Here is a 24,491-nt window from a genome sequence, read left to right as displayed (position 1 = left end):
TTAACTAAATTAGTATAAGCGGGCTGTAAACGAGACGTTTATTTCTCCTTTTGATAGTTCTATTTATTAGAAACGCGTATATTGCTGTGTGTAGTCCTTGCCTATCACGCCCATGGTAGGCTTTTTTTTTCACTATTTTTATCCTTATTCTGTGGCATTGTAATCAGTTACTTTATCCATTAAAAAACCCGCCATTTATTCTGACGGGCCTTGAGTTTCAATTGCGTATTATTCTCAGTTAACTCTCTTTCGCTAATCCCAACCAAGTTTTCACCACGGTATCTGGGTTCAACGACAAGCTATCAATTCCCTCTTCCATCAACCAATGAGCAAAATCCTGATGGTCTGAAGGCCCCTGCCCGCAAATTCCCACATATTTGTTTTGCCGCTTGGCCGCCTGGATAGCTAATGAGAGCATAGCTTTGACCGCATCATTGCGCTCATCAAATAACTCAGATACCACGCCGGAATCCCGGTCCAAGCCAAGAGTAAGTTGAGTCATATCATTAGAGCCAATAGAAAAGCCATCAAAATGTTCAAGGAACTGTTCCGCCAGAATTGCATTGGATGGAATCTCACACATCATAATGACTTTCAATCCGTTCTCACCACGCTTCAACCCTTGTGACGCTAATTCAGCAATAACCGCTTCAGCCTGAGCGACAGTACGCACGAACGGGATCATAATTTCGACGTTGGTCAGCCCCATATCATTACGTACACGCTTAACCGCTTCACACTCCAATGCGAAACAACCGCGGAAACTATCAGAGACATAACGCCCCGCACCACGGAAGCCCAACATCGGGTTCTCTTCATTAGGTTCGTAAATATCACCCCCAACCAGATTGGCATATTCATTGGATTTAAAGTCAGACAGACGAACAATAACCCGCTTCGGCCAGAACGCAGCCGCCAGTGTTGCGATCCCTTCAGTCAGGCGTCCAACATAGAATTCAACCGGATTATCATAACCCGCCATCAGAGATTTTATCTCTTGCTGCAATTCCGGCGTTTGCTGATCAAACTCCAGTAATGCGCGAGGATGTACGCCAATCATTCGGTTAATAATAAATTCCAAACGGGCAAGACCAACACCTTCATTTGGCAAGCAGGCAAAATCAAATGCGCGGTCAGGATTACCCACATTCAGCATGATTTTCACATCAAGCTCTGGTAATTGATCGACCTGAGAACTTTGTACAATGAAATCCAGTTGATTTTGATAAACAAAACCCGTATCGCCTTCCGCACAAGAAACCGTCACCGGTTGATTTTCTTTCAGGCGTTCCGTTGCATCACCACATCCAACAACCGCGGGAATACCCAATTCACGGGCAATAATCGCTGCATGACAAGTCCGACCGCCACGATTAGTCACGATCGCAGCCGCCTTTTTCATAATCGGCTCCCAATCCGGATCGGTCATATCAGTGACCAGAACATCACCCGGCCGGATATGATCCATTTCATTTAAGTTATGAATAACTTTTACTGTACCCGCACCAATACGATGGCCTATGGCGCGCCCTTCCACCAACACCTGACCTTGTTCATTCAGTTGGTAACGTTCCATAACCTGTTGGTTTGAGCGGACAGTCTCAGGACGCGCCTGAACAATATATAACTTGCCATTATGACCATCTTTGGCCCATTCAATATCCATCGGCCGGCCATAATGTTTTTCAATCAACAGCGCCTGACGGGCTAACTCTTCAACTTCTTCATCAACTAAAGAGAAACGATTGCGTTGTACTTCAGGCACCTCTTCGATACATACCTGCTTACCATGCTCTTTATTATCAGCGTAGATCATATGCAGTTTTTTAGAACCCAAATTGCGGCGAACAATAGCGGGTTTACCCTTATTCAGCGTTGGCTTATGAACATAGAATTCATCCGGGTTCACAGCCCCCTGAACAACCATCTCACCCAATCCGTAAGCAGAAGTAATAAAGACAACCTGATCAAATCCTGATTCAGTATCAATAGTGAACATCACACCGGAAGAGGCGATATCAGAACGCACCATACGCTGTACACCGGCTGATAACGCAACCCCCCGATGGTCATATCCCTGATGGACACGATAAGAAATAGCCCGGTCATTAAACAGTGAAGCAAACACATGCTTGATGGCAATCATCACAGCATCAATGCCTTGTACGTTCAAAAAAGTTTCCTGCTGCCCGGCAAAAGAAGCATCCGGCATATCTTCAGCCGTTGCCGAAGAACGCACGGCAAAAGAAGCTTCTGGCTCCCCTTCAGACAACTGTTGATAAGCGGCCTGAATATCTCTTTCCAATTGCGGCGTCAATGGTGTATCAATCACCCATTGACGAATTTGTGCACCCGCTTTAGCCAGTTGATTCACATCATCAACATCAGTTTCATCCAGCAAGCTATAAATACGCTGATTGACACCACTTTGCTCCAAGAAATCATTAAATGCCTGTGCGGTGGTCGCAAAACCATTCGGGACAGAAACCCCCAATTCTGACAGGTTAGTGATCATTTCTCCCAGGGAGGCGTTTTTACCACCAACCCGGTCAACATCATGCATACCTAATTGGTTATACCAAAGCACATTACACGGGGGGAGGTTATTGTTGGGCATTAAAACAATCCTTTTAACATTCGTGAGGTACAAGTCGGAAAATTGGCACTGCATTTTCAGCAGCCATAAATAGACTAACACAATGTTTTGGCACACATAGAAAGGTGAATCGATCAACCCAACACATTATTTTTTTCTCAGGTATACTTTGCAGGAAATTGATGCCCGGTCTCATTTAACTAAGCGATCGGAAAGATAAAAGGCCGCTATAAATATCATGACAAAATCCAGATTAGAAATATCAGCAGAAAGTAATAGTGTTGAGAATAGTGTTGTGCGCACCGTTTTCTTTATTTCTGATGGAACAGCAATTACCGCGGAAGTATTGGGCCATGCTGTATTATCACAATTTCCCATCAAAGTAACCTCATATACCCTCCCTTTTGTTGCCAGTGAAACCCGTGCAAAAGAAATAAAGCAACAAATAAATCAAATATATCAGGATACGAGTATAAGACCTTTAGTTTTCTATTCCATTATCTCTTCTGGAGTGAAAAATATTATCACCAGCAGTGAAGGTTTCTGTCAGGACATTGTCCAAACACTGGTAGCCCCATTACAGAAAGAGACCGGTCTGGAACCCAAACCTGAACTTAACCGTACTCACGGTCTGACCGAAAAGAATCTCAGTCAGTATGATGCACGCATAGCAGCAATTGACTATGCCCTGGCACACGATGATGGTATCTCCTTACGTAACCTTGACCAGGCGCAGGTTATTCTACTGGGTGTGTCTCGCTGCGGAAAGACGCCTACCAGTCTCTATTTAGCCATGCAATTTGGTATTCAGGCGGCAAATTACCCTTTTACCGCAGATGATATGGATAATTTACAATTACCAGCAACATTAAAACAATTTCAGCATAAGTTATTCGGTTTAACGATAAGCCCTGACCGGCTGTCCGCTATTAGGGAAGAACGCCGAGAAAATAGCCGTTATGCATCATTGAGGCAATGCAGAATAGAAATTTCCGAAGTTGAAGCTTTATTCCGTAAGAATAAGATTAATTATCTTAATACCACCAATTATTCTGTTGAAGAAATCTCGACCAAAATAATCGACACGATGAAGCTGAACCGACGTATGTTTTAGAAATATATCAATATGAATAATTGAAAAAAATTTATGATGTAGCTAACTATATTGTTTGTTTAATTTAGTCATTTTCGTTTATTGTAATTTCAATTACCCACAGGTATATCCGCTAGCGTAAAACGAACTTTGAGAAAATATATGTATAAAACAGATGGTTTAAGGACTCGCCGCGTCGATAGTTTGGTCACACCTCAGGCTCTGGCAATTCAATATCCTGTATCTGAAAAAATCGCCAACAATGTGACAACGTCACGAAAACGTATTGCAGATATTCTATCCGGGAATGACCCACGACTTATGGTTATCGTCGGTCCTTGCTCTATTCATGATATTGATGCTGCTTTAGATTATGCTCAACGACTGAACACATTACGTGAAAAATACCAGCACAGGCTGGAAATTATTATGCGTACCTACTTTGAAAAACCGCGTACAGTCGTGGGCTGGAAAGGTTTAATTTCAGATCCGGATCTTGACGGCTCCTGCCAGGTTAATCGTGGTATTACTTTGGCACGGAAATTACTGATTGATGTCAATGAGTTGGGTTTACCTACAGCAACCGAGTTTCTGGATATGGTGACCGGCCAGTATATTGCTGATCTCATCAGTTGGGGAGCTATCGGAGCCAGAACAACAGAAAGCCAGATTCATCGGGAAATGGCATCAGCCCTCTCCTGCCCGATTGGCTTTAAAAACGGCACCGATGGCAATATCCGTATCGCTATAGACGCTATCCGCGCATCCAGTGTCTGTCACACCTTTCTATCGCCGGATAAGCATGGCCAAATAACCATCTATCAAACCGAAGGCAACCCATACGGCCACATTATTATGCGTGGTGGCAAACAACCTAATTACAGTGCCGGAGATATTGCCGCAGCTTGTGATCAACTACGTGAATTTGATTTACCAGAGCACTTAGTTATCGATTTCAGTCACGCTAATTGTCAGAAAATACATAAACGCCAACTGGACATCGCGAAGGAGGTAGGCCAACAGATTAAAGAGGGTTCTGCGGCGATTGTCGGTGTAATGGCTGAAAGTTTTCTACTTGAAGGTGCCCAAACAATCATTCGGGGGCAACCACTGAATTACGGTCAATCTATTACAGATCCTTGTCTAAGCTGGCAAGATACAGAGCGACTTCTTGCAATTCTTGCCGAAGCAGTCAATTACCGCTTCTGAATCCTCTTCTGAGTTAGCCTTTTATTCACAAAAGGCTAACTTACAACAGATCAATAAATTACGTTAATATGTTGTTCCTGAGCATCAAAAATATTGCTTGAAGTCACCTATCCATATAACGATAATGATTCTCACTATAATAATAGTTAGTATTCGCTAAGTGGATTTATGACTAAAGTATGTCACCAACATTCCTGCATTGCACTTGAAGAACGGTGCAATATTTATCCTGATGAAATCGTACAAATTGGTTACATTGACAGTAAACAACTGTTAGGCGAGTCAGGAATTACCCGCATTCACCACCAAGGGGAACTCTACCAATTGCGCCAAACTAAAGCCGGAAAGCTGATACTAACTAAGTAAAAAAATAACTCAGCCAGCCACCCAGATCGCGTATCGGGGCAGCCAGCTATATCCATAAATCATAAAATATTCTTATGGAGATTCGTCTGATGTCTCAAACAGCAAGATCAACACTCAATCTATCAATATTAAGCCTGGCAATTATCAGTAGCTTTTCAACCGCATATGCAGCAACAAAATCGCCCGATTCTGATAGTGATAAATCATCCCGCGATGTGATAACTGTTTATGCAACAGGTAATGAAAGGGATAGTTTCGAAGCCCCCATGATGGTGACGGTGATAAATAATAAATCAGCACAAAGTCAAACAGCCGGTAATGCCGGCGATCTCATCAGAAAAATACCCGGCATTAATATAGCCGGTACAAACCGTGCTAATGGGCAAGATATCAGTCTGCGTGGTTATGGGCCAAAAGGTGTTTTGACATTAATTGATGGCATTCGGCAAGGCACCGATACCGGTCATATTAATGGTACATTCCTGGATCCGGCATTAATTAAACAAGTCGAAGTTGTACGTGGTCCTTCAGCTCTGCTCTACGGCAGTGGCGCCTTAGGTGGTGTTGTTGCTTATCAGACTGTCGATGCCGCAGATCTGCTGCAAGCAGGTCAAAATCACGGATTTCGCGTTTTCGCCCGCGGTGCAACCGGTGACCATAGTATGGGTTTTGGTGGTGCAACTTTTGGGAAAACAGATTCTCTGGATGGTTTGTTTGCTTTCAGTACTCGTGATGCAGGCAATATCCGCCAAAGTAGTGGCTTTGTTGCTGATAATGATGAATTTATCAGCAATCTGATAGCGAAAGGCAGTTGGAAAGTGGATGAGAACCAGTCTCTGAGTAGCCAGTTACGCTATTACCGTAATGAAGCTAACCAACCTAAAAATCCACAAACGCTCATCGGGAAAAATGAAAAATCTGACTCGTGGACTGATCGGACGACAACTCAGCGTGATGCCCAACTCAGCTACCAATTAAATCCGGCAGAATATGATTGGTTAAATGCCAAGGCTGACCTTTATTATTCGGATGTGACTATCGATGCCCGCACTAAAAAAAATGGCTTCGAAGGTCGTAAACAAAAAACATATGGCGTAAAACTGGAAAACCGCTCCCGCCTGTGGACGGACAGTCCACTAACACACCAGCTTACCTACGGTGGTGAAACCTACCAACAGAAACAAACCCCAGGCGGTAACACTGATAGCTTCCCTGACGCCGATATTCGCTTTTCTTCCGGTTGGGTGCAGGATGAAATAATTCTGCGCGACCTGCCAGTATCTATTATCGCCGGTACCCGTTATGACAACTATAAAGGGACAAATTCTAAATATAAGGATATCAGCGCTGATAAATGGTCTTCCAAAGGGGCTATCAGCATCACACCAACTGACTGGTCAATGTTGTTTACCTCTTATGCTCAGGCGTTCCGTGCGCCAACGATGAGTGAGATGTATAACGATTCTATTCACTATCCTGGAAACTTCTGGATCCCTAATCCAAACCTCCGCCCAGAAAGCAACGAAACATGGGAATCCGGTTTTGGATTACGTCTCGATAACTTACTGGCAGAAAATGACGAACTGAAATTCAAAGCCAGCTATTTTGATACCAAAGCCAAAGATTATATTAAATTATATATGGTCAACGATAAAAGAAACACAACATCTATTAATGTACCCAGGGCCAAGATCTGGGGTTGGGATGTTTCTATGAACTATGAATCCAATCTGTTTTCCTGGGGGCTGGCTTATAACCGTACTGAGGGAAAGGACGAAAAGAGCGGCGAATCTCTCGACAACCTCAGCCCAGATACTATCACCAGCACACTGGATATCCCTGTTGCACAAACCGGTTTTTCTGTTGGCTGGATAGGTCAATTTACCAAGCATACTGATTTTAAAGGGCAAGATAAACAACAGGCTGGCTATGGCATTAATGACTTCTATATTAGCTATCAAGGTGAAGGAATGTTAAAAGGTGTGACCACTACCGCTGTTCTGGGTAATGCCTTTGATAAAGAATACTACTCACCACAGGGAACACCGCAGGATGGCCGCAATGCCAAACTGTTGGTGAGCTACCAGTGGTAATTTAATATACTGTATTTTCAAGGAGTTAAGTTGTGAATTCATCACTTTATGAGCGTTACCTGCAAGCCAAAGCTGATAACAAAGCCAAATATGCCCGCGATCTGGCTGCTTATCTGAATGTCAGTGAAGGTGAGTTACTGCACAGCCGCGTTGGGATAGATGCCAAACGCCTTGACATTGACGCACCAACTTTACTGGAAGAACTGGCTGTTGTTGGTGAAACTAAAGCGATTACCCGCAATGATTTTGCCGTCCATGAACAAATTGGCCGGTATGAAAACACACGTTTCAGCAACCATGCAGGGCTGATCCTGAATCCGCGTGAACTCGATTTGCGGATATTCTTTGATCACTGGAGCAGTGTGTTTTATCTGGTCGAGCCAGCAAAAAAGGGTATGCGCCACAGTATTCAATTTTTTGATCGTCAGGGTGATGCGCTGCATAAAGTTTATGCAACGGATAATACCGATATGGCAGCCTGGGAAACACTGATTGAAAAATATCAGACAGAAGAAAACCCGGCACTGATTATCAAACCTATCGAAGAAGCCAGCTATTCAACCATAACCAATGAACTGAAAGAGCAGCTTGATAAAGAATGGCGGGCAATGACTGACGTTCATCAATTCTTTATCATACTCAAACGTCATAACCTGAGCCGCCAGCAAATTTTCGACGCGGTACCGAATGATCTGGCTTACAGAGTGGAAAATTCTGCACTGAATGAGCTCATTAATGCCGCTTATAGCGATCAGAATGAAATCATGATTTTTGTCGGCAACCGTGGTTGCGTACAAATTTTCACCGGCAAGCTGGAACGCCTGATGCCATATCAGGAGGAAAACTCAGATCAGAAATGGATTAATATCTTTAATCGTAATTTCACACTACATTTAATAGAGAGTGCTATCGCTGAAAGCTGGGTAACCCGTAAACCAACTTCTGATGGTTTCGTCACCAGCCTTGAGTTATTTGACGCTAACGGCAATCAGATCGCTCAACTGTTTGGTCAGCGTACAGAAGGCACTTCTGAACAAACTCAGTGGCGTGAGCAAGTGGCTGCTCTGCCAAAACTGCAACCAGTACAGGAAGAGCGTATAGCATGAAACAATGGCTTCTGACATTTGTCCTTGCGGTATCGTTCAGTGCTTTTTCTACTGAACGGATCGTCACCATTGGTGGCGATGTATCTGAAATTGTTTTTGCACTTGGTGAAGGGAAAAAAGTTGTCGCCAGAGACAGCACCAGTCAGAAACCAACAGAATTGCTTGCCCTACCCGACGTCGGCTATATGAGATTGCTCAATCCTGAGGGCATTCTTTCTATGCATCCGACACTGGTTCTGACCAGTGAGCTGGCAAAACCTTCACTGGCACTTAAGCAAATCCAGGATTCTGGTGTGAACGTTATTCAGATAACCGGAAAAGCATCGTTAGAAGCCGTTCCTGAGAAAATCAAGACAGTCGCCAAGGCGGTCAATCAAACTGAACGCGGCGAACAACTGATTAAACAATATCAGAAAAAACTGGCAGAAATCCCGACAACCCAATTACCAACCCGTATTCTGTTTGTGATGAGTCACGGGGGTATCATGCCAATGGCTGCCGGGCAAAAAACCGCAGCCGACAAAATGATTCGTGCTATTGGCGCGACTAATGCAATGCAAGGCTTTAACAGTTATCGCCCTCTTTCGCAGGAGGGTGTTATTGCCAGTGCACCAGATTTATTGCTGGTGACCGAAGATGGCATTAAATCAATGGGCGGCTTGGATAAAATCTGGCAATTACCGGGTTTGAAACATACCCCGGCAGGTCAGAAACAACAGATTTTAATTGCCGATGATATGGGCCTGCTTGGTTTTGGCCTCGAAACCCCTACAGTGATGAAGCAACTACGGCAGGCGGCGGAGAAGGCCCAATGAGTCGTATGAAGTCTCCAGGATTGGGTTTAGCGTTTCTTTGTCTGCTACTGTCTGGGTTGGCTATTGGCTCCGCCAATTTGGGCGCATTAACATTATCTTTTAAGACCTTGTGGGAATCTTCGATCAGTGATCCCCAGTGGCAAATCTGGCTGAACATCAGATTACCAAGAGTATTATTGGCGATGCTGGTTGGCTGTGCTTTAGCCGCCTCCGGTGCGGTGATGCAAGGGCTATTTCGTAACCCACTGGCAGATCCTGGCTTACTGGGTATGAGCAGTGGAGCAGCACTGATGGTTGCAATGGCGATTATTTTGCCCGTTAGCCTGCCATCTGCCATTGCCGTATATGGGCATATTATTGCCGCATTTATTGGTAGCCTGTTAATTTCATTACTGATTTTTTCACTGAATAAATATAACCAAGGAAATTTGGCTCGTTTATTACTGGCCGGGATCGCCATCAATGCGCTCTGCGCATCCGCTATTGGAGCCCTGAGTTATATCAGTGATGACCAGCAACTACGCCAATTCTCTTTATGGATGATGGGTTCACTCAGCCAAATAGAGTGGCCGACTCTGGCAATTGCCGCTTCCTTAATTATTCCGGCTTCCATCCTGACTTTCAGTCAGGCCCGTAAACTGAATCTGTTGCAATTGGGAGATGAAGAAGCCCACTATCTCGGCATTAACGTCCAGCGCACCAAATTCCAGTTATTACTCCTCAGCGCCCTGCTCATTGGTAGCGCCGTTGCATTAAGTGGTGTTATTGGATTTATCGGGTTGGTTGTCCCACACCTGATCAGGATGCGATTTGGTGGTGATCATAACTGGCTACTTCCCGGTGCTGCGTTAGGCGGAGCCTGCCTTCTGCTTACCGCAGATACACTGGCAAGAACACTGGTTTCCCCAGCAGAAATGCCCGTTGGCCTAATTACTGGCTTAATCGGCGGTCCATACTTTTTATGGCTGATACTCAAACAGCCAGGGAGCCGGATATAATGGAAGCCGTAAAAAATAATATTTTTCTGCAAGCACAAAATCTGAGTTATTCAATTGGCAACCGGAAAATCATTGATAATATTTCGCTCTCAGTAAATAAAGGTGAAGTTGTCGCCATTATCGGACCCAACGGCGCAGGAAAATCCACATTACTGCGACTGCTGACAGGATATATGAAGCCTGAACAGGGGCAATGTTATTTACAGGGAACACCCATTGAGCAATGGCCGGCTCAACAGCTGGCCCGAACCCGGGCCGTCATGCGTCAGTACAGTTCACTCTCTTTCCCTTTCAGTGTAGAAGAGGTCATTGCTATGGGGCGCTCTCCTCATGGTATTCATCATCAACAAACAGCAATTGATACCGTTATTGAACAAACGGATTGCCAGGAGTTACGCTACCGTGACTACCGGCAATTATCCGGTGGTGAACAACAAAGAGTACAATTAGCCCGTGTCCTTGCCCAACTCTGGTCTCCAACACCGACAGAGTGTTGTTTGTTTCTTGATGAACCGACATCAGCCTTAGATCTTTATCACCAACAACATACACTGCGTCTGCTTTACCGGCTGACGCGGGAACAACCGATGGCAATGTGCTGTGTTTTGCATGATCTCAATCTTGCCGCTCTCTACGCAGATAAAATCTTTCTGCTACACAAAGGGAAGCTGGTTGCGGCAGGTACGCCAGAAGAGGTACTGAGTGATCAAGTTCTAAAAAAATGGTATCAGGCAGATCTTGGTATTACCCGCCATCCTGAGACTCAACAACCTCAGGTTTATCTGAGGCAATAATGACAAGCTGACAGGCAAATTATTTTAGCCATTTGCCTGTCTTACTTTTTATTTACGAAATTTTATTGCACTAGGTAGATACCAGAAAGTTGCAATCAGGCACAAACAATAACCCAGAACTTCGCACCCTTCTTCAGCCATATTTTTTACAATTCGATCAAAATTTTCCAGCATTAAACCTTGCCATAATACTCCCATACCAAACAGACGGGAAAAAACCAACACACACAAGATACCTGAAACCATCATGCCGTAACTTTGATGACGGGCAAAATGAGTAAGCCCAACCAATGTAACCCGACCTCGGTAAACAGCATAAAAAATACAAATTAACGCCAACGGAATAGCAACCCACACCCAAGCACCATGAAATATTTCATCAAATATGGAATCCAACTCTCTTATCAATAAACAAGCAAAAAAACCTGATATTAAGACTAATGCAGGACGCAATTGACTATTCTTTTTTGCTTCCAGAAAAAATGCAGCAGAAATAACAAACAGTATACTCTCCTGAGAAATTTCAGTTAATGAACTCTCCTTCACTGCATTCTGCAAATAGACAACATCGATAAAAAGTAAGCCGATAACTATGGACAAAATCAGAGCATAAAAAACAAAAAATGCCAGTTTTTTAGTTAAAAAAACCACGTCCGATTGCATTACAACCTCCATTAAATTAAATGACGCACGATGATACTGCTTTAAATAAATTGGTGAAGATCATTTGATGCTACTTGTTGTTAAAGCATAAGGAAATTTACACAAATAAGGGTAATGATCAATTATAAATAGCACTTTTTGCCTATAGAAATTTCCGATTTATCTTAAAATACTCACAATAATAACTAACGTTATTATCATTACAGGAATAGATAATTAATTATAATATTTTAGCAACTAGCCCACCATTAGTGGGAGGTGAAAATGTCAGAAACTGTAGTAAACGATATTGTCAGATGGCTTGAAACCCAGCTTCAATGTAACGAAGGTATAAAGATAGATACCATTGCTTATAGGAGTGGTTATTCAAAGTGGCATCTGCAAAGGGTATTTAAAGAGGTGAAAGGCTGTACTCTGGGTGAATATGTCCGCAAACGGCGTTTGCATGAAGCAGCAAAATCTCTGCGTGAAGAAAATCTGCCGATTCTTGACATTGCTCTACAGTATGGCTTCAGTTCTCAAGCAACATTTACCCGGATCTTTAAAAAACACTTTAACACCACACCGGCCAGATTCAGAGAAAACGGTAATCTGCCTGAATTAAAGTATTTTTTACGTTGTGAGTAATAACCAATTTGCTCATTGTCTTATTGGTAGTATCTCCCTCAATGGCCAATAATTTTATTGGCCATCTCTGTTTTATGCTATTTGGGTTCACTAACTCTCCCAATGGAACAAAAACCAGATAAGAATTTCCCAGATAGCTAACTGATTAATTTAACATTTATTTTCCTTGCCTAAATAAGAGTATTTTATTAGCCCACGTGAATAAACCAGTTAATATAATTTCAAAATAAATAATATAATATACATATTCCATTGATGATATCAGTTGTTAATTTACATTCTTTAGAAAACAGTAAGATTTAAAAATAAAAATATCCTTATACCAATTAAAACTATACTTTACAATATTTTATATTTAATAAGTAAATTCATTCGCATTGGCAACAGTATTCATTATAATATATTTTTAATAATATTTGTCAACCAAAAAAAGCCAATAAAAAATTATCTATAGATATTTCCCTCCTAAAATTCAAGGTATGCGTAGTCACTAATAAATATAAACCCTGAAGATTGAACATCAGGGTTTTATTTAAAATTAATTTCAACTTACTTCTTATCCAAATAGACCTTATTCTTACAAATAGTTTGAACACTGCCCAGGCTCAAAATGGCAAATAAAATAACCTCATGGGATGTGCTCTTAGTATTTTAATGCAAATAATAATGAATAATATTTTCCATAGGAATTCTCATTACATTATAGTCTTACCTATCATTCTCTTAAGTCTTTGGATCTGGTTTAGGCTTGTCAGTCTTAAATGATACGCCGTTGATATATCCATAATCTTTGTATATATATCCGGTAGTTCTAATATTGACTTTTTTCGAACTAAGGTGTGCAAGAACCAAACTTATTAGACTACCATACCCTTGATAACCGCCATCACTCCTATCCAGAAGAAAATCCTTGGTTTTACCTTCTCCATCAGTAACTTGTACATGAGCATTGTCTCTCGCTATTTCTGGAGCAATTTCAATGGAAGATACAGTTACATCAGAAATCAATACATTAGAAGAAACTATTTCATCAGAATTATTTTGATCAGTCATAATATATCACTCCTTATAATATTAAATTCAGCATCAAGTTATAAATATAGAAATTCATATTACACCCAAAAACTCAACTAACTTATCAACATCCATATTCGATCATTATAATCCATAAATTTAAGATATAATAATACTTTACAATTTTAAAAATAGTGTAGAACTAATAGTCTGTCAATGGAAAATCAAAAAAAGCCGAACTAAAAAAATAAACACTCAACGCATTAATTGATAATAGCGAAGTCAAAATCACCCTATATTTTTTATTTTTAATTCGGTAATAAAATATATCATGTCACTTACACCAAATATTTCTTAATTAACTAAAGCGACTGCAATCACGCAAAATATTTACCAACTCAACACGATAAACATTCTATCCTGCCAGTGGCGACTAATTAAAAAGGATTGAGCGAATCAATCATAAAGAGTTCACTTTCAAGCAAGGTAATGAGCCAGATATCTCTAATAGCGTAATCTGGCTCACTCCCCACTACTTCATAGTGAACTCAACTGACCATGCGTAGGTAAGAAAATTAGTAGAGGTGATAGTTGCATTACAAACAGCCCCCCCACTCGGCGTTGCTCCCTTATTCCACTTCGGAATTTTAACGCCATTAACGTATGTGTTTATAAAAGTAGTTGAAAACACACAAGTCTTATTCCCGATTTCATATCGCACTATTGCATAGTTTCCATCAGGTGTAATCGGGCTTTGAACCTGATAGCTATCGGATTCCCCTTGCCTGACTCTAACTCTGGGCTTAGGTGTTGCATTTACGTTTGTACTGACTTCATTATTAGTTATGATGGTATAAACAGCATCAGCACTTCCCGATGCACCAAGATGTTTAAATGTAACTGTTACGGGTGGACCTGCATAAACGACACCTGCGGCAGTGAGGGAAGCAGTTGCAAACAGGGCCAACAACGACTTGCGTACTAACATGTTAGATACTCCTTATGTTGTTTAGAATGGCTTACTGCGTTTTAATACAACTTTCTCTTCTATAACGTTATTTTTCGTACAATATACACTCAATCTCATAAAGAAAATTTCTACTTTATGTACCTACAATATAAACCACTTTCACCAGAATTTAGTCAAAAGAGTAAAAGATTCTTCACCATAGTGAGATCTCGCCCTAAGTTCTGCTGCATACCCGTGAAAAATTAACAGCGATGGAGCAGCGTTTAAATGAATTGGAGAAGAAGCTTGAAGATAAGAATACGCCATCTGATAACAACTCAATAAAAAGAGAGTAATGGGAAAGCTAATCGCCAATTAACTCCGACATCATTTTATCTCATTGCCATTCAATTAAAGGTGATCGTTAAGACGGTCACCGAATTCAAATAGAAACACTCAAAGCATACATCGTCAGCCCAAATACACCTGTAATATCTTAACGCTTTTGAGGTTTTAGATCTCCCCCGTATTAAGCAAAAATTTACGGCGATTTTTATTCATTCCATACGATGGGTAGTGATTAATTAGCCATTTTATGTGATATACATCACATTTTTGTTATGTTTATATGATAAATATCGTGATCTTGTGGTCATAAAATTCAGAGGACGAAATTCTCTGTTACTTATTTCCACTCTACTCAGCGGGAAGCTGTTTATTGTTCTCTCAAATGCCACGTATTAAGTGACAGGTGTTTTCCGCTTTCATTTTTTACTACGGAACAGGCTGGAACTGTCTTTGTATTCAGAGCCATCAGGTTGAAACACCGGCTCGGTAATATGAGGAAGCGTTGTGCTGCGCTATTTAAAAAGCAGAACGTGATTATTCGTTTAATGGCCTCTTCGTCATTATCCCATTTCTTATGGAGGAATAAGTATGCCAATGTCCAATGACGGTAAGATGTGTCTAGCCGTTACCTCAATTAACTGCACGATGGAAATAGGGATCTTTCCCGCCGATGAAGATCCCTGCTACCTGGCGGAAAAAGCCGAATACGCCCTGCGGCTGCCTGCAATGATTTTCACCAGGCAGGGCGCCATTCGCTTTCTTAATCAAGTTGTCATGAGCGGGTTAATCAAAGTTGAAGAATATAAACATGATTTCCTGTGGCCCTATAAAGCGGAAGTGGTGTTTGCTATCCGAGGGAAAAAGGATGTTCCTCTGCCTATGCTAGCAACCAGTCAAGTCTCTAAGCAGCGTTATGGTGATAATTTACCGCAATCCAGTAATCCGTTTGCCCGGCCTTCTGCCGACGATGTGGAGAAATTTGGGGTTAAGCGCATTCGCCGCCCCGATATTATTCTGGTTAAAGATGAGGCTCTCCGCTGGCCGGGCAGAAATGCTACCTACTTTGATGGCTCCGTGCACCCCGATAATCTGAAAATGTTGATTGAGGTGAAATTTCCGGGGGATAAGCTTAGTGAAGATCAAGAAAAAGATTATATCCAGATTGCTACCCGCTCTCGCTTTGGTGTGATGCGCGTCGACGATAACCGCACAGAAGAGCAAAAACAGTACGATGAGGTATGGCGAAAATTTTATCAGCCCGGTTCACAGCACTATAAAAACCCGGTTATTCTGCCGCCACTGCTACCCGGTTCTCATCCTGAAGAAGACTTACCGGTCCCTGAATCTCCCGAAGAGGGCGTGCCGGGTACGATTCCGCAACCTCTGACCAAAAATATCCCACTTGTCAGTACCTCCCCGTGGTCTTTCTTACCTAGCTATGAAGACTGGGTCATTCTCGGGCAGGAAGTGGCTGGTCTGGCCGAAAGTGGGTTAGATTATATCCGTAACAGTACCCGTGAACTCCTTGCTCAGTTTGGATCATGGTTCAGTGAAGCCGGAAAGTGGGTATGTGAAGAGATTATTGACCCGGTAACCCATCAAGTCAGCTACGCTTTTTCCTGGGTTAGTGAACAAACGGGTAAAATCGTGACCTGGACTGAGAGTGAGATAAAAGCCCAGTGGCAAACTGTACAACAGGGCTCAGATATCACTCTGGAAGAGCTCAAGAACATTAGCTGGATGCAAATATTAAAAGAGGTGGGTGAAGGAATGCTGGAAGTGGTTGTGATTATTGCCAGCGTTGCCGTTGTTATCCTCGTCACCCTTGCCGTCGCTGCTGCGCTGATCGCACTGGTGGAAATTTTAGCTACCGCTGCCACAGTCAGCGCCGCAGCGCTAGCTGCCGTCCTGGCAATATTGGCAAGTGTGACATTCGCCACCGCCTCATAATTCACGGAGAAAATGATGGAAACTTCAGATTACTTTTCCCAACTGAGATCACAACTGACCTCTTTTCTTTTTATCAATGGCGATGGACTGACCGTTTCCCGCCTGGGTCTCTCGATTACCCTGTTTTTTAAACGGGGCTACACCCAGGAGAAAAAACAGCGCATTCTGGCCTGCTATCGCCGCTTTCGGGAAGAATTCGGCACTCACCTGCGTTTTCATAGCCATTCACTGAAAGGGTTAAGCAAATATTCACCGGAAAATATTATTAAGATAGAGGAAGGCATTCTCACCAGGAAAAAAAATCAGCCTTGTGGTTGGGTCGTCAGTGATGCTAAAAATGAAGATGAAGCGCCTCATTATCTGATGCGTTATCTGGATTCCGATGAGGATGATGGTGACGATAGTAGCTCTTACCTGAGCCTTGTACTGCCCTGGGATTATCTGAAAGAACAAGATGGCATGACCAAATTTATGGCATGGCTGGACTTTCTGTGTGAACAGCTCGAACCTGACTGGGGAGACTGTGGTTACTGTCTTGCCCTGCCCAAAGACTATTACGATTATTTTCCCTTGGAATACCAGCTGGCACAGCGTTACCCCTCCTTGCAAGTCAACTCTACAGTTCATACCACACTGGACGACTATGCCCACTCGATACGGAGCATTAACTGGATCACCCTACTGTCCAAACGCTTTGTAGGACGACTGGGTGGGGAATACTGGATACGCACAATGCTGGCACGCTACACGGATGTGGTGATTAGCTCTTACCACGATGGTCTGATGATCCGGGCCGGTCAATACCCGGATTTAACGCCACAGCCGGGCAGTGTCCCGGAGAGTTATTTTGCCATTAACCAGTTGATACGTCCGATACGTTTTGTTCCGGGAGAAGGTGATTCCCTACACTTCTATGGTGCCGGTCATTTTGATGATATTTCCACACAAGCCTGGTATGCCCGTTATGACCGTGGACCTCTGCACGTAACCCCCCTAAGAGGCGGCTATCCAGCGCTAGTCAGCGGATTCTGGCGAACCGACAGCATCCCTGACAAGCAGTATTTCTTTGCTCAGGGCGCGATGGCTTTTGATGTTCAGGGCGCGGAGTCGGGCACAACTATCTGGCACCTGATACGGGAAGGGAAAAATATGTGGGAATAACGGATTATCCACCGCCTCATCATGAACGGAGAGAATATGGAAACTTCGGATTATTTTTCCCGGCTAAAATCACGATTGGTCGGTTTTACTTTTACCAATGGTGATGGGATGACCGTTTCCCGTCTCGGTATCTCAATTACCCTGTTTTTTAAACAGGGTAATACTCAGGAGGAAAAGCAACGCATATTTACTTTATCTTCATAAATCATCAAATAAATAACCTATCGATCATGTTTTCTATTAAATCGAATCGGTCATTGCTGCGCAGGAATTTCAACATAACCGGCTGCTAACCCACTCACCTCTACGCCCTGAGGAACAGCGTGCCCCGGCGTCACCCTAATCTGTTGTTCCGGATCGTGTAATTCACGGCGATAGATGACGAAAATTCGTCCATCAGAGCCGGTACGTAACGCCTCTGCGGGCACTGCCAATCCACGTTCATTGCGATATGTGACAATAGCCAGTTTTGCGCTCATACTCAGACGGACACGCTGCCGCTGCTCGGGTGTAAGAGGATCAATCGCCACTAACACATCATAGGTGACACCCGCGCCCTGCGTTTCTGTTGAATGCCCCTGTACACCAATTGTCTTAATCTGCCCTTGTAAGGATAGCCCGGCAAAACCATCACCTGTAATCTCAACCGGCATTCCTTCATACAATTGGTGAAGATCAGCCTCTTCAATACGCGCTACAGCCTGGATTTGCTCCAAATTGATTATCCCGAAGAGAGGGGTTCCCTGGGTGACTCGTGTCCCTTTTTGGATAGATAACGTTTTGTCCGATCCCGGTACTTGAGGACGAACAACAATACCATCAAAGGGAGAAATCAACTCACGTTGAGCTTGCTGAGCCTGAAACGCCTGATAACGCGATTGAGCGTTAGCCAATTCCATATCAGCAATCTGGCGATTTTCACCCGTTCCCTTGTCGAGTATAGTGCGCAGTTCTTCCTTCGCTGCGGCAAGATCGAGCCGCTGGACTCTGGCCTGTTGCTCCAGTGTGTCAACCTCCATACGAGGAACAATGCCACGTTCGAACAAGGCTCGAGTATCAATCAGCTTACGTTCGGTATCACTCAGGCTTAACTGAGCATTGGTCAAGGTCCTGCGAACCCTCGCGACGTCCTGACTGTTTTCCCATTCCACCAATTCTTGTACGGTTCGCTGAGCTTTCAATAGTTCCGTGAGCGCCTGACGCAACTGGATATCCAATTGTGCAGTATCAAGGCTCAACAGGGGTTGCCCTCGCTTAACGCGCTGGCCTTCCGTCACCACAACGTCAGCGATAACACCATCAAATGGTGCCGCAATCGTCAAACTGGCAGCGGCCTGAATGCGACCAACTAACCCAAGACGATTTTCCAGCCGTTGAGGTTCAACACGCACCCACTGTTTCTGTGATGATGTATCAGTTGAAGACGGCAGATAGACATAGGCAATGGCAGCCCCGGCAACTAATGCAACAACCAGTGCCACCAACCAACGAGTCCTACGCCTGAAACAGGCAAGTACCCCGACCTTAGTCATTAAGTGCAATATCCCAGCTCCCCAGGGTGGTGCCCAATGTTTCATCCAATTCCGCTTGCGCATTCAGGTAGGCGATTAACGCATTGAGACGAACATTTTCGGCATTACGCAGATCGGTTTCAAAGCTCAATACCTGAAAGTTGCTGGAACGGCCAACTGTCAGTTTTTCGCGCTCAATCTCTAGCTTGCGTCGGGATAGATCCCTGGCACGTTGTGCGATCTCATATTGACGCCAACGTGTACTAATATCACGCACCGCATTACCGACATCACGTTCCAGTAACTGTTTAGCCTCAGTAAGACGGATATCCTGATTCTGAACATCAACCCGCGCCCGCACTTCCGCCTGGCGCTGACTCAAATCGCCAATGGGTATCTCCACCTGGACACCTGCGTAATTTTCCCAATTTCGCGAACTGTTTGGACCTGTTCGATCGCGTACCTGGCTGGCCCCTCCGACCAAAGAGACATCCCATAAGCGGTCATTACGGGCGACTGTCAGGTTAATACCCGCCTGCTCTGCGGTAATCAATTGGGTGAGATAGGATGGTTGCTGCTCTTGTGCCAAATGTTGCGCCTGGAGCAAATTAATGTCTATGCGTTTGGCTTCCAATTTGTCAGTCGCTTTTACCTGAGTTTGCAAATCCAGGGCGAGCAAACGCAACAACTCTAAACGACTGGTATCCAGTTGATTAGCGGCTTCTTCATTAGCCAGTTCCTGCATGGCAACATCGGCCTCAGTTTGAACAATCTCGAAGGCTGCCATTCTGCCTGCGGAGATCATGACTTTGTTAACTTCCAGCAGTTGACGCGAACGTTCAAGGGCATCACGCGCGATTTGTAATTGCTCTTGAGCACGCAGCAATTCACGATAAGCCATAATAATCTGCCTGATAGTCTGGGATACCGTTGCTTTTAGATTCAGGCGATTTATTTGCTCCATCAGTTGAGCAATACGTACAGGCGCCGTCGCCACATCTTTGCCGGCACCGCGCAGCAGCGGCTGGATCACTGAGAATGAAACGCCATCATTACGGCTACGGCCAGCATTTTCCGCCCATGTCGCCCGGCTCGTCCACGACAGGCTAAACCGAGTACCATATTCCCCAAGCATTGTAGACGTGGGCGTAATCTCGCTCTGACGGTAACGATCATCTTGATTACGGGCAGCAATATAACGGCTATTGATCAGCAATTTCGGCGTAAAACGATCTTCTGCAACCCGCAAATCGAATTTCTGGGCAATACGATCCAGATAAGCACTGCGAATCGAGCGATTGTTGCGTAATCCCAAATAGATCGCATCACTGAGTGTCAGATCGATAGTCTGCTGATTAAGCGAAATTGTGCTCGTTGTAGGCATGGTTGCCTGTGACGGGATCAGCGGCTCCGCCAAAGCTTGTTTGACAGACACAACTATCATCAGCGCAATGATGATACCAACAACACGCTGAAAAGTTTGACTAATCATCACGAAGTGCCTCTACAGGTTGTAACCTGGCAGCAGCCAATGCCGGGTTGATGCCGAAAAACAAGCCAATCACTAATGAACTGGCAATCCCCAGCGGCAAAGAGAATGGAGATAACGTGAATACCCAGCCGGAAAATTTTACAAACAGGTACCCAGCGGTCACCCCCAACAGCGATCCAGCTATTGCGCCGACAATTGACAGAGTGGCAGCTTCCAGCATAAAAAGCACACCGATATCAACCGGCCGGGCTCCCAGAGCCATACGAACACCAATTTCACGCCTGCGCTCCGAAACATTCATCAGCATGACATTCATGACACCCACACCGCCCACCAGCAATGAAATGCCCCCCAACCCGGCAAGCAAATAGGAGAATGTCTTTGCTTGTCGCGTCAATCCATCAAGTAATTGCTGCGGAATTTGAACTTCAACATTACGACCGTTTGATAATGAGGCAAGATAGTCACGCAATGATACAGCATCACTGTTTAACGTTGTTACGTCTCGCGCTCTAGCAATGACACTGCCTATCTCTGGAGCAGGCCGCAACCGCCGCATTCCTTCAATGGGCAATATCACGGAATTATCAACAGAAACCGGGAGTAAAGGATTTATTCCCTGAGCAGCGAGAATGCCTATCACTTCAAACATATATCCCTCAATTTGCAGTTGACTGCCTACCCGGATAGGTTGGTTTGGTACTTTTGACTGTTTCGCAATATCTGCGCCGATCACGGCATAAGTTGTCTGGCGATCATAGTCCGAGAGAAAACGCCCCTGCTCGATCTGTAAATCAAGCACCGCGGCCAGATCAGAGGATGTCCCTGTAATATTCGTATCAATTCCTTGCCCCAGGAAACGTATTCGGGTTGAGTATAACGTGATGGGTGCAGCATGCATGATCGTGGGTAGCGTTCGGGTAAGCATCTGAGTATCCAGTGTGGATGGAGCAGGTTTGACATCAGTGCCCGGCATAAAATCAAAATGGGCGACCAGCATATTGCTCCCCATGCTCTTAAAAGTGCTGATAGCTTCATTGGCAGCGTTGTAGCCAATGTTCAGAAGTGCAATGACCGAAGCACATCCGACTGCAATACCAAGCAACGCAAACAGGGAACGCCGCCCCAGTAAACGCAGGCTATCCAGCGATTCACGCAGGGCTTGCGGGAAAGCCAATCCGTGGCGACCAGAATTCACGTTAAGCATCGGATATATCCGACCACCGATCGGTTTCGGAAAGCTGCCCATCATTGACATACAGACAACGCTGCATATTTCTGGCTATTGTTTGATCGTGTGTCACCATGACCAGTGTCACGCCCTGCTCACGGTTCAATGACAGAAGAAGCGCCATGATATCGCGTGCTGTAGCACTGTCGAGATTGCCTGTCGGCTCATCAGCCAGAATGAGAGAAGGCTTGCCGACCAAGGCTCTGGCGATGGCAACACGTTGGCGTTGTCCCCCAGAGAGATCTGCCGGCCGATGGTGAATACGATCAGCCAGACCAACCAATTCAAGCTGATATTTCGCCTCCTGCCGGGCCAGCGAGCGTGAATATCCACGATATAACAATGGCAGCGCCACATTATCCAATGCCTGCATTCTGGGAAGTAAGTTGAAACTCTGAAATACGAAACCAATTTCCTGATTTCTTATTCTCGCCCGCTCATTAGGAGTAACATTTGTTATATTAACGCCACTAAACTGAAAACAGCCAGAAGTAGGTTGATCCAATAAACCAAGAATATTAAGCAGAGTACTTTTACCCGAGCCGGAAGCGCCGACAATAGCACAACTTTGCCCACGCATTATGGTAAGTGATATTTCATCCAGCACCGGATGGTATTTTTCCCCCATACGATAGGATCGACAAATATTTTCCATGTAAATCAAAACCTCTCTACACTGGGAAGTTGTGATAGTCATGTCTGATTTATTCATCGTTTTTGACATCCATTAAATGTATCACAGGCTCCATTTGATCGTTTATCTGGTTTTATATCATGGGAAGATTCTCTTGTAAAAGGCTGCAACTTGAGTGAGATGCAAAAACACCAAATAGCAAAATTAATTAGAATTACTTAACAAAAAATCAAGTTATCCATTGCATTTTAGAGTTGCCCCATCCAAATTAATCCTGCCGGTTTTGGCATTTTGTACAGGTTTTTATGAGAATTCAGGAGATAAAGGGCGCGAGATCAAAATGTATATCTAAGCTCTCGCAATAGAAAATTATCAGGTATTGGGGTAATAGCGATGAAATTAAAAAAAATCTTGGGAATCGGTAGTGCATTATTGTTAACCCTGTTTTCACAAGCAGCACTATCGGCGAGCTACCAATCTTCGGTTGTTCTGCCAACCGTATATTCCAGAAATTACACAGAAACAGCTTATCTTCCTGTCGTCGGATCTCCACCAGCCTCAGGCAGTATCAGCAATGTATCCTGGACTTGGAATGTTGTCGGCTGGCCTCAAGGACTGTCGGTTTATCTTTGTCAGGGAGATATCAACAATTGCTTTGATATCTCCCGCACCCGGAGAATGTCTACAGACGCATTCAATACTAGAAGCCCGGCACAACAATTCTTTTATGCTTTAAGAGTTGCAAGTGGCGGAACAGTACCCGTGGCAGGCCAAATGGGAGAAATTACTGTCACTTGGTAATAATTTTTCGATTGTCCTCCAAAGATTGCCGTCAGCACCTTAGGCGGCAATTCTGACTAATAACTTAGCGCTTAAACATACCCAAGGACATGAGCAGGATACCGCACACCTGCTAGATTCAGCGCGTAACACCATTAATTAGTCAGGTTCAGGCTCTTACCCGCCCCAAAAAATGCGGGTAAGAGAACACAAAAGGGAATAAAGGTGAGGGTTATTGCAGGGAAAGCAGTTCGTCACGGCTCAGGCCGGTACTTTTCATAACCAGTTCGATACTGGCGCCGTTTTTTAACAGGCTACGCACCATTTCTAACCGCGCCTCACGTTGACCTTCTTCCCTACCTTGTTGAATACCTTGTTGAATGCCTTTTTCCTGTAATCGTTGAGCAATACTCATAATCACCTCCTGATGACTATCTGCCTGTTCAATCAGTTGCTGGATCACCTGTTCAAAATGCGGTGAATCCATTGTGATAAACAGGTAATTAAGGATAGTAACCACATCGTGGTCACTATTATAGTTGTGCTTAAGGGCCTGTGCCAATAGCGTGGTCACGATTTTAAACCCCTCCCGCAAATTTTTATGCTTCATCGCCAATTCCATTACGGCGATTTTGCGATGATTCACCAGTTCGTTATCATCAATCACGGTCACATCGACTAACGGAAACGGGTTAAAATACATCTCTTCTGCTAATTTTGGCAACGAAAAGCACTGCGTCCAAGTCTGCTGGAAAGGATAAGGGCTGCTATCACCGTGGTAAAACAAAACGGGCTCTGTTAAATAACGTTTCATAATTCTGCCACACATGGACTTCTTCAACCCATTGTTATACATAGAATTATGAGTAGTATAAGATGTAGCGCCATTTTGGAATCTTATTTAACGCTTAAATACCTATTTAATTATTATAATCTATCTGACAGATTAATCCGTCAGACTTTTCACTATTGTTAATGTAATAAGTCATTATTAAATGAGTTTACCGATTTATTTAAACATCATTTAAATAAATCGGGTTAGTGACCAGGTAGCTGGTCAC

Annotated in this window: 21 protein-coding genes and 1 pseudogene; 13 read left to right on the top strand and 9 right to left on the bottom strand. The window is 43.9% G+C overall.

Annotation, left to right across the window (positions count from 1 at the left end; all coding sequences use genetic code 11):
* Nucleotides 1-238 precede the first annotated feature (238 nt).
* Nucleotides 239-2,617: a phosphoenolpyruvate synthase gene (gene ppsA, locus LGZ99_RS19015; protein ID WP_036838041.1), complete on the bottom strand. Its 2,379-nt coding sequence runs from the start codon at nt 2,615-2,617 to the stop codon at nt 239-241.
* Between the two features lie 217 nt (nt 2,618-2,834).
* Here ppsA and ppsR point away from each other — a divergent pair, with 217 nt between their 5' ends.
* The 8 genes from ppsR (at nt 2,835) to LGZ99_RS18975 (ending at nt 11,070) form a co-directional block, all read left to right on the top strand.
* Complete coding sequence (gene ppsR, locus LGZ99_RS19010; protein WP_021322970.1) at nt 2,835-3,710, top strand: posphoenolpyruvate synthetase regulatory kinase/phosphorylase PpsR; 876 nt, start codon at nt 2,835-2,837, stop codon at nt 3,708-3,710.
* Nucleotides 3,711-3,851: 141 nt separating this feature from the next.
* A complete protein-coding gene (locus LGZ99_RS19005; protein ID WP_021322969.1) occupies nt 3,852-4,898 on the top strand; it encodes a 3-deoxy-7-phosphoheptulonate synthase in 1,047 nt (348 codons plus the stop codon).
* A 168-nt stretch (nt 4,899-5,066) separates the two neighbouring features.
* Nucleotides 5,067-5,264 (top strand): hemin uptake protein HemP, encoded by a 198-nt coding sequence (hemP, locus tag LGZ99_RS19000; protein WP_021322968.1) that lies wholly within the window; start codon nt 5,067-5,069, stop codon nt 5,262-5,264.
* A gap of 89 nt (nt 5,265-5,353) precedes the next feature.
* Nucleotides 5,354-7,357: a TonB-dependent hemoglobin/transferrin/lactoferrin family receptor gene (locus tag LGZ99_RS18995; RefSeq protein WP_262979439.1), complete on the top strand. Its 2,004-nt coding sequence runs from the start codon at nt 5,354-5,356 to the stop codon at nt 7,355-7,357.
* 32 nt (nt 7,358-7,389) lie between these two features.
* A complete protein-coding gene (locus LGZ99_RS18990) occupies nt 7,390-8,463 on the top strand; it encodes a hemin-degrading factor (protein ID WP_021322966.1) in 1,074 nt (357 codons plus the stop codon).
* Entirely contained in the window at nt 8,460-9,278 is an 819-nt protein-coding gene (locus tag LGZ99_RS18985) for a heme/hemin ABC transporter substrate-binding protein (protein WP_021322965.1), read from the top strand. Before LGZ99_RS18990 ends, LGZ99_RS18985 begins: the two co-directional genes overlap by 4 nt.
* Nucleotides 9,275-10,276, top strand: a complete 1,002-nt coding sequence (locus tag LGZ99_RS18980; RefSeq protein WP_021322964.1) for a FecCD family ABC transporter permease — start codon at nt 9,275-9,277, stop codon at nt 10,274-10,276. The genes LGZ99_RS18985 and LGZ99_RS18980 overlap by 4 nt, the downstream gene beginning before the upstream one ends.
* The gene (locus LGZ99_RS18975; protein ID WP_021322963.1) at nt 10,276-11,070 is read left to right on the top strand and encodes a heme ABC transporter ATP-binding protein; all 795 of its coding nucleotides are present in this window, start codon (nt 10,276-10,278) and stop codon (nt 11,068-11,070) included. The genes LGZ99_RS18980 and LGZ99_RS18975 overlap by 1 nt, the downstream gene beginning before the upstream one ends.
* Nucleotides 11,071-11,118: 48 nt before the next feature.
* Here the strand turns inward: LGZ99_RS18975 and LGZ99_RS18970 are convergent, their stop codons facing one another.
* Nucleotides 11,119-11,733, bottom strand: a complete 615-nt coding sequence (locus LGZ99_RS18970; protein WP_036838039.1) for a hypothetical protein — start codon at nt 11,731-11,733, stop codon at nt 11,119-11,121.
* A gap of 264 nt (nt 11,734-11,997) precedes the next feature.
* On the opposite strand from LGZ99_RS18970, the gene LGZ99_RS18965 reads away from it, so the two are divergent.
* Nucleotides 11,998-12,360 carry a helix-turn-helix domain-containing protein gene (locus tag LGZ99_RS18965; protein WP_021322961.1) on the top strand — a complete coding sequence of 121 codons (363 nt, stop codon included), beginning with the start codon at nt 11,998-12,000 and terminating at the stop codon, nt 12,358-12,360.
* A gap of 723 nt (nt 12,361-13,083) precedes the next feature.
* Here LGZ99_RS18965 and LGZ99_RS18960 read toward each other — a convergent pair.
* A complete protein-coding gene (locus LGZ99_RS18960; RefSeq protein ID WP_200875269.1) occupies nt 13,084-13,413 on the bottom strand; it encodes a hypothetical protein in 330 nt (109 codons plus the stop codon).
* A gap of 493 nt (nt 13,414-13,906) precedes the next feature.
* Complete coding sequence (locus LGZ99_RS18955) at nt 13,907-14,362, bottom strand: hypothetical protein (protein ID WP_021322959.1); 456 nt, start codon at nt 14,360-14,362, stop codon at nt 13,907-13,909.
* An 897-nt stretch (nt 14,363-15,259) separates the two neighbouring features.
* On the opposite strand from LGZ99_RS18955, the gene LGZ99_RS18950 reads away from it, so the two are divergent.
* The 3 genes from LGZ99_RS18950 to LGZ99_RS18940 are packed head-to-tail and all read left to right on the top strand — an operon-like array spanning nt 15,260 to nt 17,986.
* Nucleotides 15,260-16,621 carry a VRR-NUC domain-containing protein gene (locus LGZ99_RS18950; RefSeq protein WP_021322958.1) on the top strand — a complete coding sequence of 454 codons (1,362 nt, stop codon included), beginning with the start codon at nt 15,260-15,262 and terminating at the stop codon, nt 16,619-16,621.
* A 15-nt stretch (nt 16,622-16,636) separates the two neighbouring features.
* Nucleotides 16,637-17,782 carry a type VI immunity family protein gene (locus LGZ99_RS18945; RefSeq protein WP_036838037.1) on the top strand — a complete coding sequence of 382 codons (1,146 nt, stop codon included), beginning with the start codon at nt 16,637-16,639 and terminating at the stop codon, nt 17,780-17,782.
* A gap of 36 nt (nt 17,783-17,818) precedes the next feature.
* On the top strand, nt 17,819-17,986 hold the full coding sequence (locus LGZ99_RS18940; protein ID WP_158019986.1) for a hypothetical protein: 168 nt from the start codon (nt 17,819-17,821) through the stop codon (nt 17,984-17,986).
* 50 nt (nt 17,987-18,036) lie between these two features.
* Here LGZ99_RS18940 and LGZ99_RS18935 read toward each other — a convergent pair whose 3' ends face one another.
* Genes LGZ99_RS18935 through LGZ99_RS18920 form a run of 4 tightly spaced genes read right to left on the bottom strand, consistent with a single transcriptional unit; the run spans nt 18,037 to nt 22,671 of the window.
* The gene (locus LGZ99_RS18935; RefSeq protein ID WP_036838034.1) at nt 18,037-19,314 is read right to left on the bottom strand and encodes an efflux RND transporter periplasmic adaptor subunit; all 1,278 of its coding nucleotides are present in this window, start codon (nt 19,312-19,314) and stop codon (nt 18,037-18,039) included.
* A complete protein-coding gene (locus LGZ99_RS18930; RefSeq protein ID WP_021322954.1) occupies nt 19,307-20,785 on the bottom strand; it encodes a TolC family protein in 1,479 nt (492 codons plus the stop codon). Before LGZ99_RS18930 ends, LGZ99_RS18935 begins: the two co-directional genes overlap by 8 nt.
* On the bottom strand, nt 20,778-21,992 hold the full coding sequence (locus LGZ99_RS18925) for an ABC transporter permease (RefSeq protein ID WP_036838032.1): 1,215 nt from the start codon (nt 21,990-21,992) through the stop codon (nt 20,778-20,780). The genes LGZ99_RS18930 and LGZ99_RS18925 overlap by 8 nt, the downstream gene beginning before the upstream one ends.
* Nucleotides 21,985-22,671 (bottom strand): ABC transporter ATP-binding protein, encoded by a 687-nt coding sequence (locus tag LGZ99_RS18920; protein WP_021322952.1) that lies wholly within the window; start codon nt 22,669-22,671, stop codon nt 21,985-21,987. The genes LGZ99_RS18925 and LGZ99_RS18920 overlap by 8 nt, the downstream gene beginning before the upstream one ends.
* Nucleotides 22,672-23,043: 372 nt before the next feature.
* Here LGZ99_RS18920 and LGZ99_RS18915 point away from each other — a divergent pair, with 372 nt between their 5' ends.
* Complete coding sequence (locus LGZ99_RS18915) at nt 23,044-23,451, top strand: flagellar protein FlhE (RefSeq protein ID WP_036838029.1); 408 nt, start codon at nt 23,044-23,046, stop codon at nt 23,449-23,451.
* A 211-nt stretch (nt 23,452-23,662) separates the two neighbouring features.
* Here the strand turns inward: LGZ99_RS18915 and LGZ99_RS18910 are convergent.
* Nucleotides 23,663-24,232, bottom strand: a pseudogene (locus LGZ99_RS18910) (Rpn family recombination-promoting nuclease/putative transposase); the annotation flags it as partial.
* Between the last annotated feature and the right edge of the window lie 259 nt (nt 24,233-24,491).

Source organism: Photorhabdus temperata (assembly GCF_025384845.1).
GTDB classification, from domain to species: domain Bacteria; phylum Pseudomonadota; class Gammaproteobacteria; order Enterobacterales; family Enterobacteriaceae; genus Photorhabdus; species Photorhabdus temperata.
Note: the sequence above shows the minus strand (reverse complement) of the source record. Positions and strands in the feature narration are given on the sequence as shown.

Coding starts and splice junctions, on each gene's coding strand:
- ppsA (WP_036838041.1), bottom strand. CDS start 2,617: ATGCCCAACAATAACCTCCCCCCGTGTAATGTGCTTTGGTATAACCAA.
- ppsR (WP_021322970.1), top strand. CDS start 2,835: ATGACAAAATCCAGATTAGAAATATCAGCAGAAAGTAATAGTGTTGAG.
- LGZ99_RS19005 (WP_021322969.1), top strand. CDS start 3,852: ATGTATAAAACAGATGGTTTAAGGACTCGCCGCGTCGATAGTTTGGTC.
- hemP (WP_021322968.1), top strand. CDS start 5,067: ATGACTAAAGTATGTCACCAACATTCCTGCATTGCACTTGAAGAACGG.
- LGZ99_RS18995 (WP_262979439.1), top strand. CDS start 5,354: ATGTCTCAAACAGCAAGATCAACACTCAATCTATCAATATTAAGCCTG.
- LGZ99_RS18985 (WP_021322965.1), top strand. CDS start 8,460: ATGAAACAATGGCTTCTGACATTTGTCCTTGCGGTATCGTTCAGTGCT.
- LGZ99_RS18980 (WP_021322964.1), top strand. CDS start 9,275: ATGAGTCGTATGAAGTCTCCAGGATTGGGTTTAGCGTTTCTTTGTCTG.
- LGZ99_RS18975 (WP_021322963.1), top strand. CDS start 10,276: ATGGAAGCCGTAAAAAATAATATTTTTCTGCAAGCACAAAATCTGAGT.
- LGZ99_RS18970 (WP_036838039.1), bottom strand. CDS start 11,733: ATGCAATCGGACGTGGTTTTTTTAACTAAAAAACTGGCATTTTTTGTT.
- LGZ99_RS18965 (WP_021322961.1), top strand. CDS start 11,998: ATGTCAGAAACTGTAGTAAACGATATTGTCAGATGGCTTGAAACCCAG.
- LGZ99_RS18960 (WP_200875269.1), bottom strand. CDS start 13,413: ATGACTGATCAAAATAATTCTGATGAAATAGTTTCTTCTAATGTATTG.
- LGZ99_RS18955 (WP_021322959.1), bottom strand. CDS start 14,362: ATGTTAGTACGCAAGTCGTTGTTGGCCCTGTTTGCAACTGCTTCCCTC.
- LGZ99_RS18950 (WP_021322958.1), top strand. CDS start 15,260: ATGCCAATGTCCAATGACGGTAAGATGTGTCTAGCCGTTACCTCAATT.
- LGZ99_RS18945 (WP_036838037.1), top strand. CDS start 16,637: ATGGAAACTTCAGATTACTTTTCCCAACTGAGATCACAACTGACCTCT.
- LGZ99_RS18940 (WP_158019986.1), top strand. CDS start 17,819: ATGGAAACTTCGGATTATTTTTCCCGGCTAAAATCACGATTGGTCGGT.
- LGZ99_RS18935 (WP_036838034.1), bottom strand. CDS start 19,314: ATGACTAAGGTCGGGGTACTTGCCTGTTTCAGGCGTAGGACTCGTTGG.
- LGZ99_RS18930 (WP_021322954.1), bottom strand. CDS start 20,785: ATGATTAGTCAAACTTTTCAGCGTGTTGTTGGTATCATCATTGCGCTG.
- LGZ99_RS18925 (WP_036838032.1), bottom strand. CDS start 21,992: ATGCTTAACGTGAATTCTGGTCGCCACGGATTGGCTTTCCCGCAAGCC.
- LGZ99_RS18920 (WP_021322952.1), bottom strand. CDS start 22,671: ATGGAAAATATTTGTCGATCCTATCGTATGGGGGAAAAATACCATCCG.
- LGZ99_RS18915 (WP_036838029.1), top strand. CDS start 23,044: ATGAAATTAAAAAAAATCTTGGGAATCGGTAGTGCATTATTGTTAACC.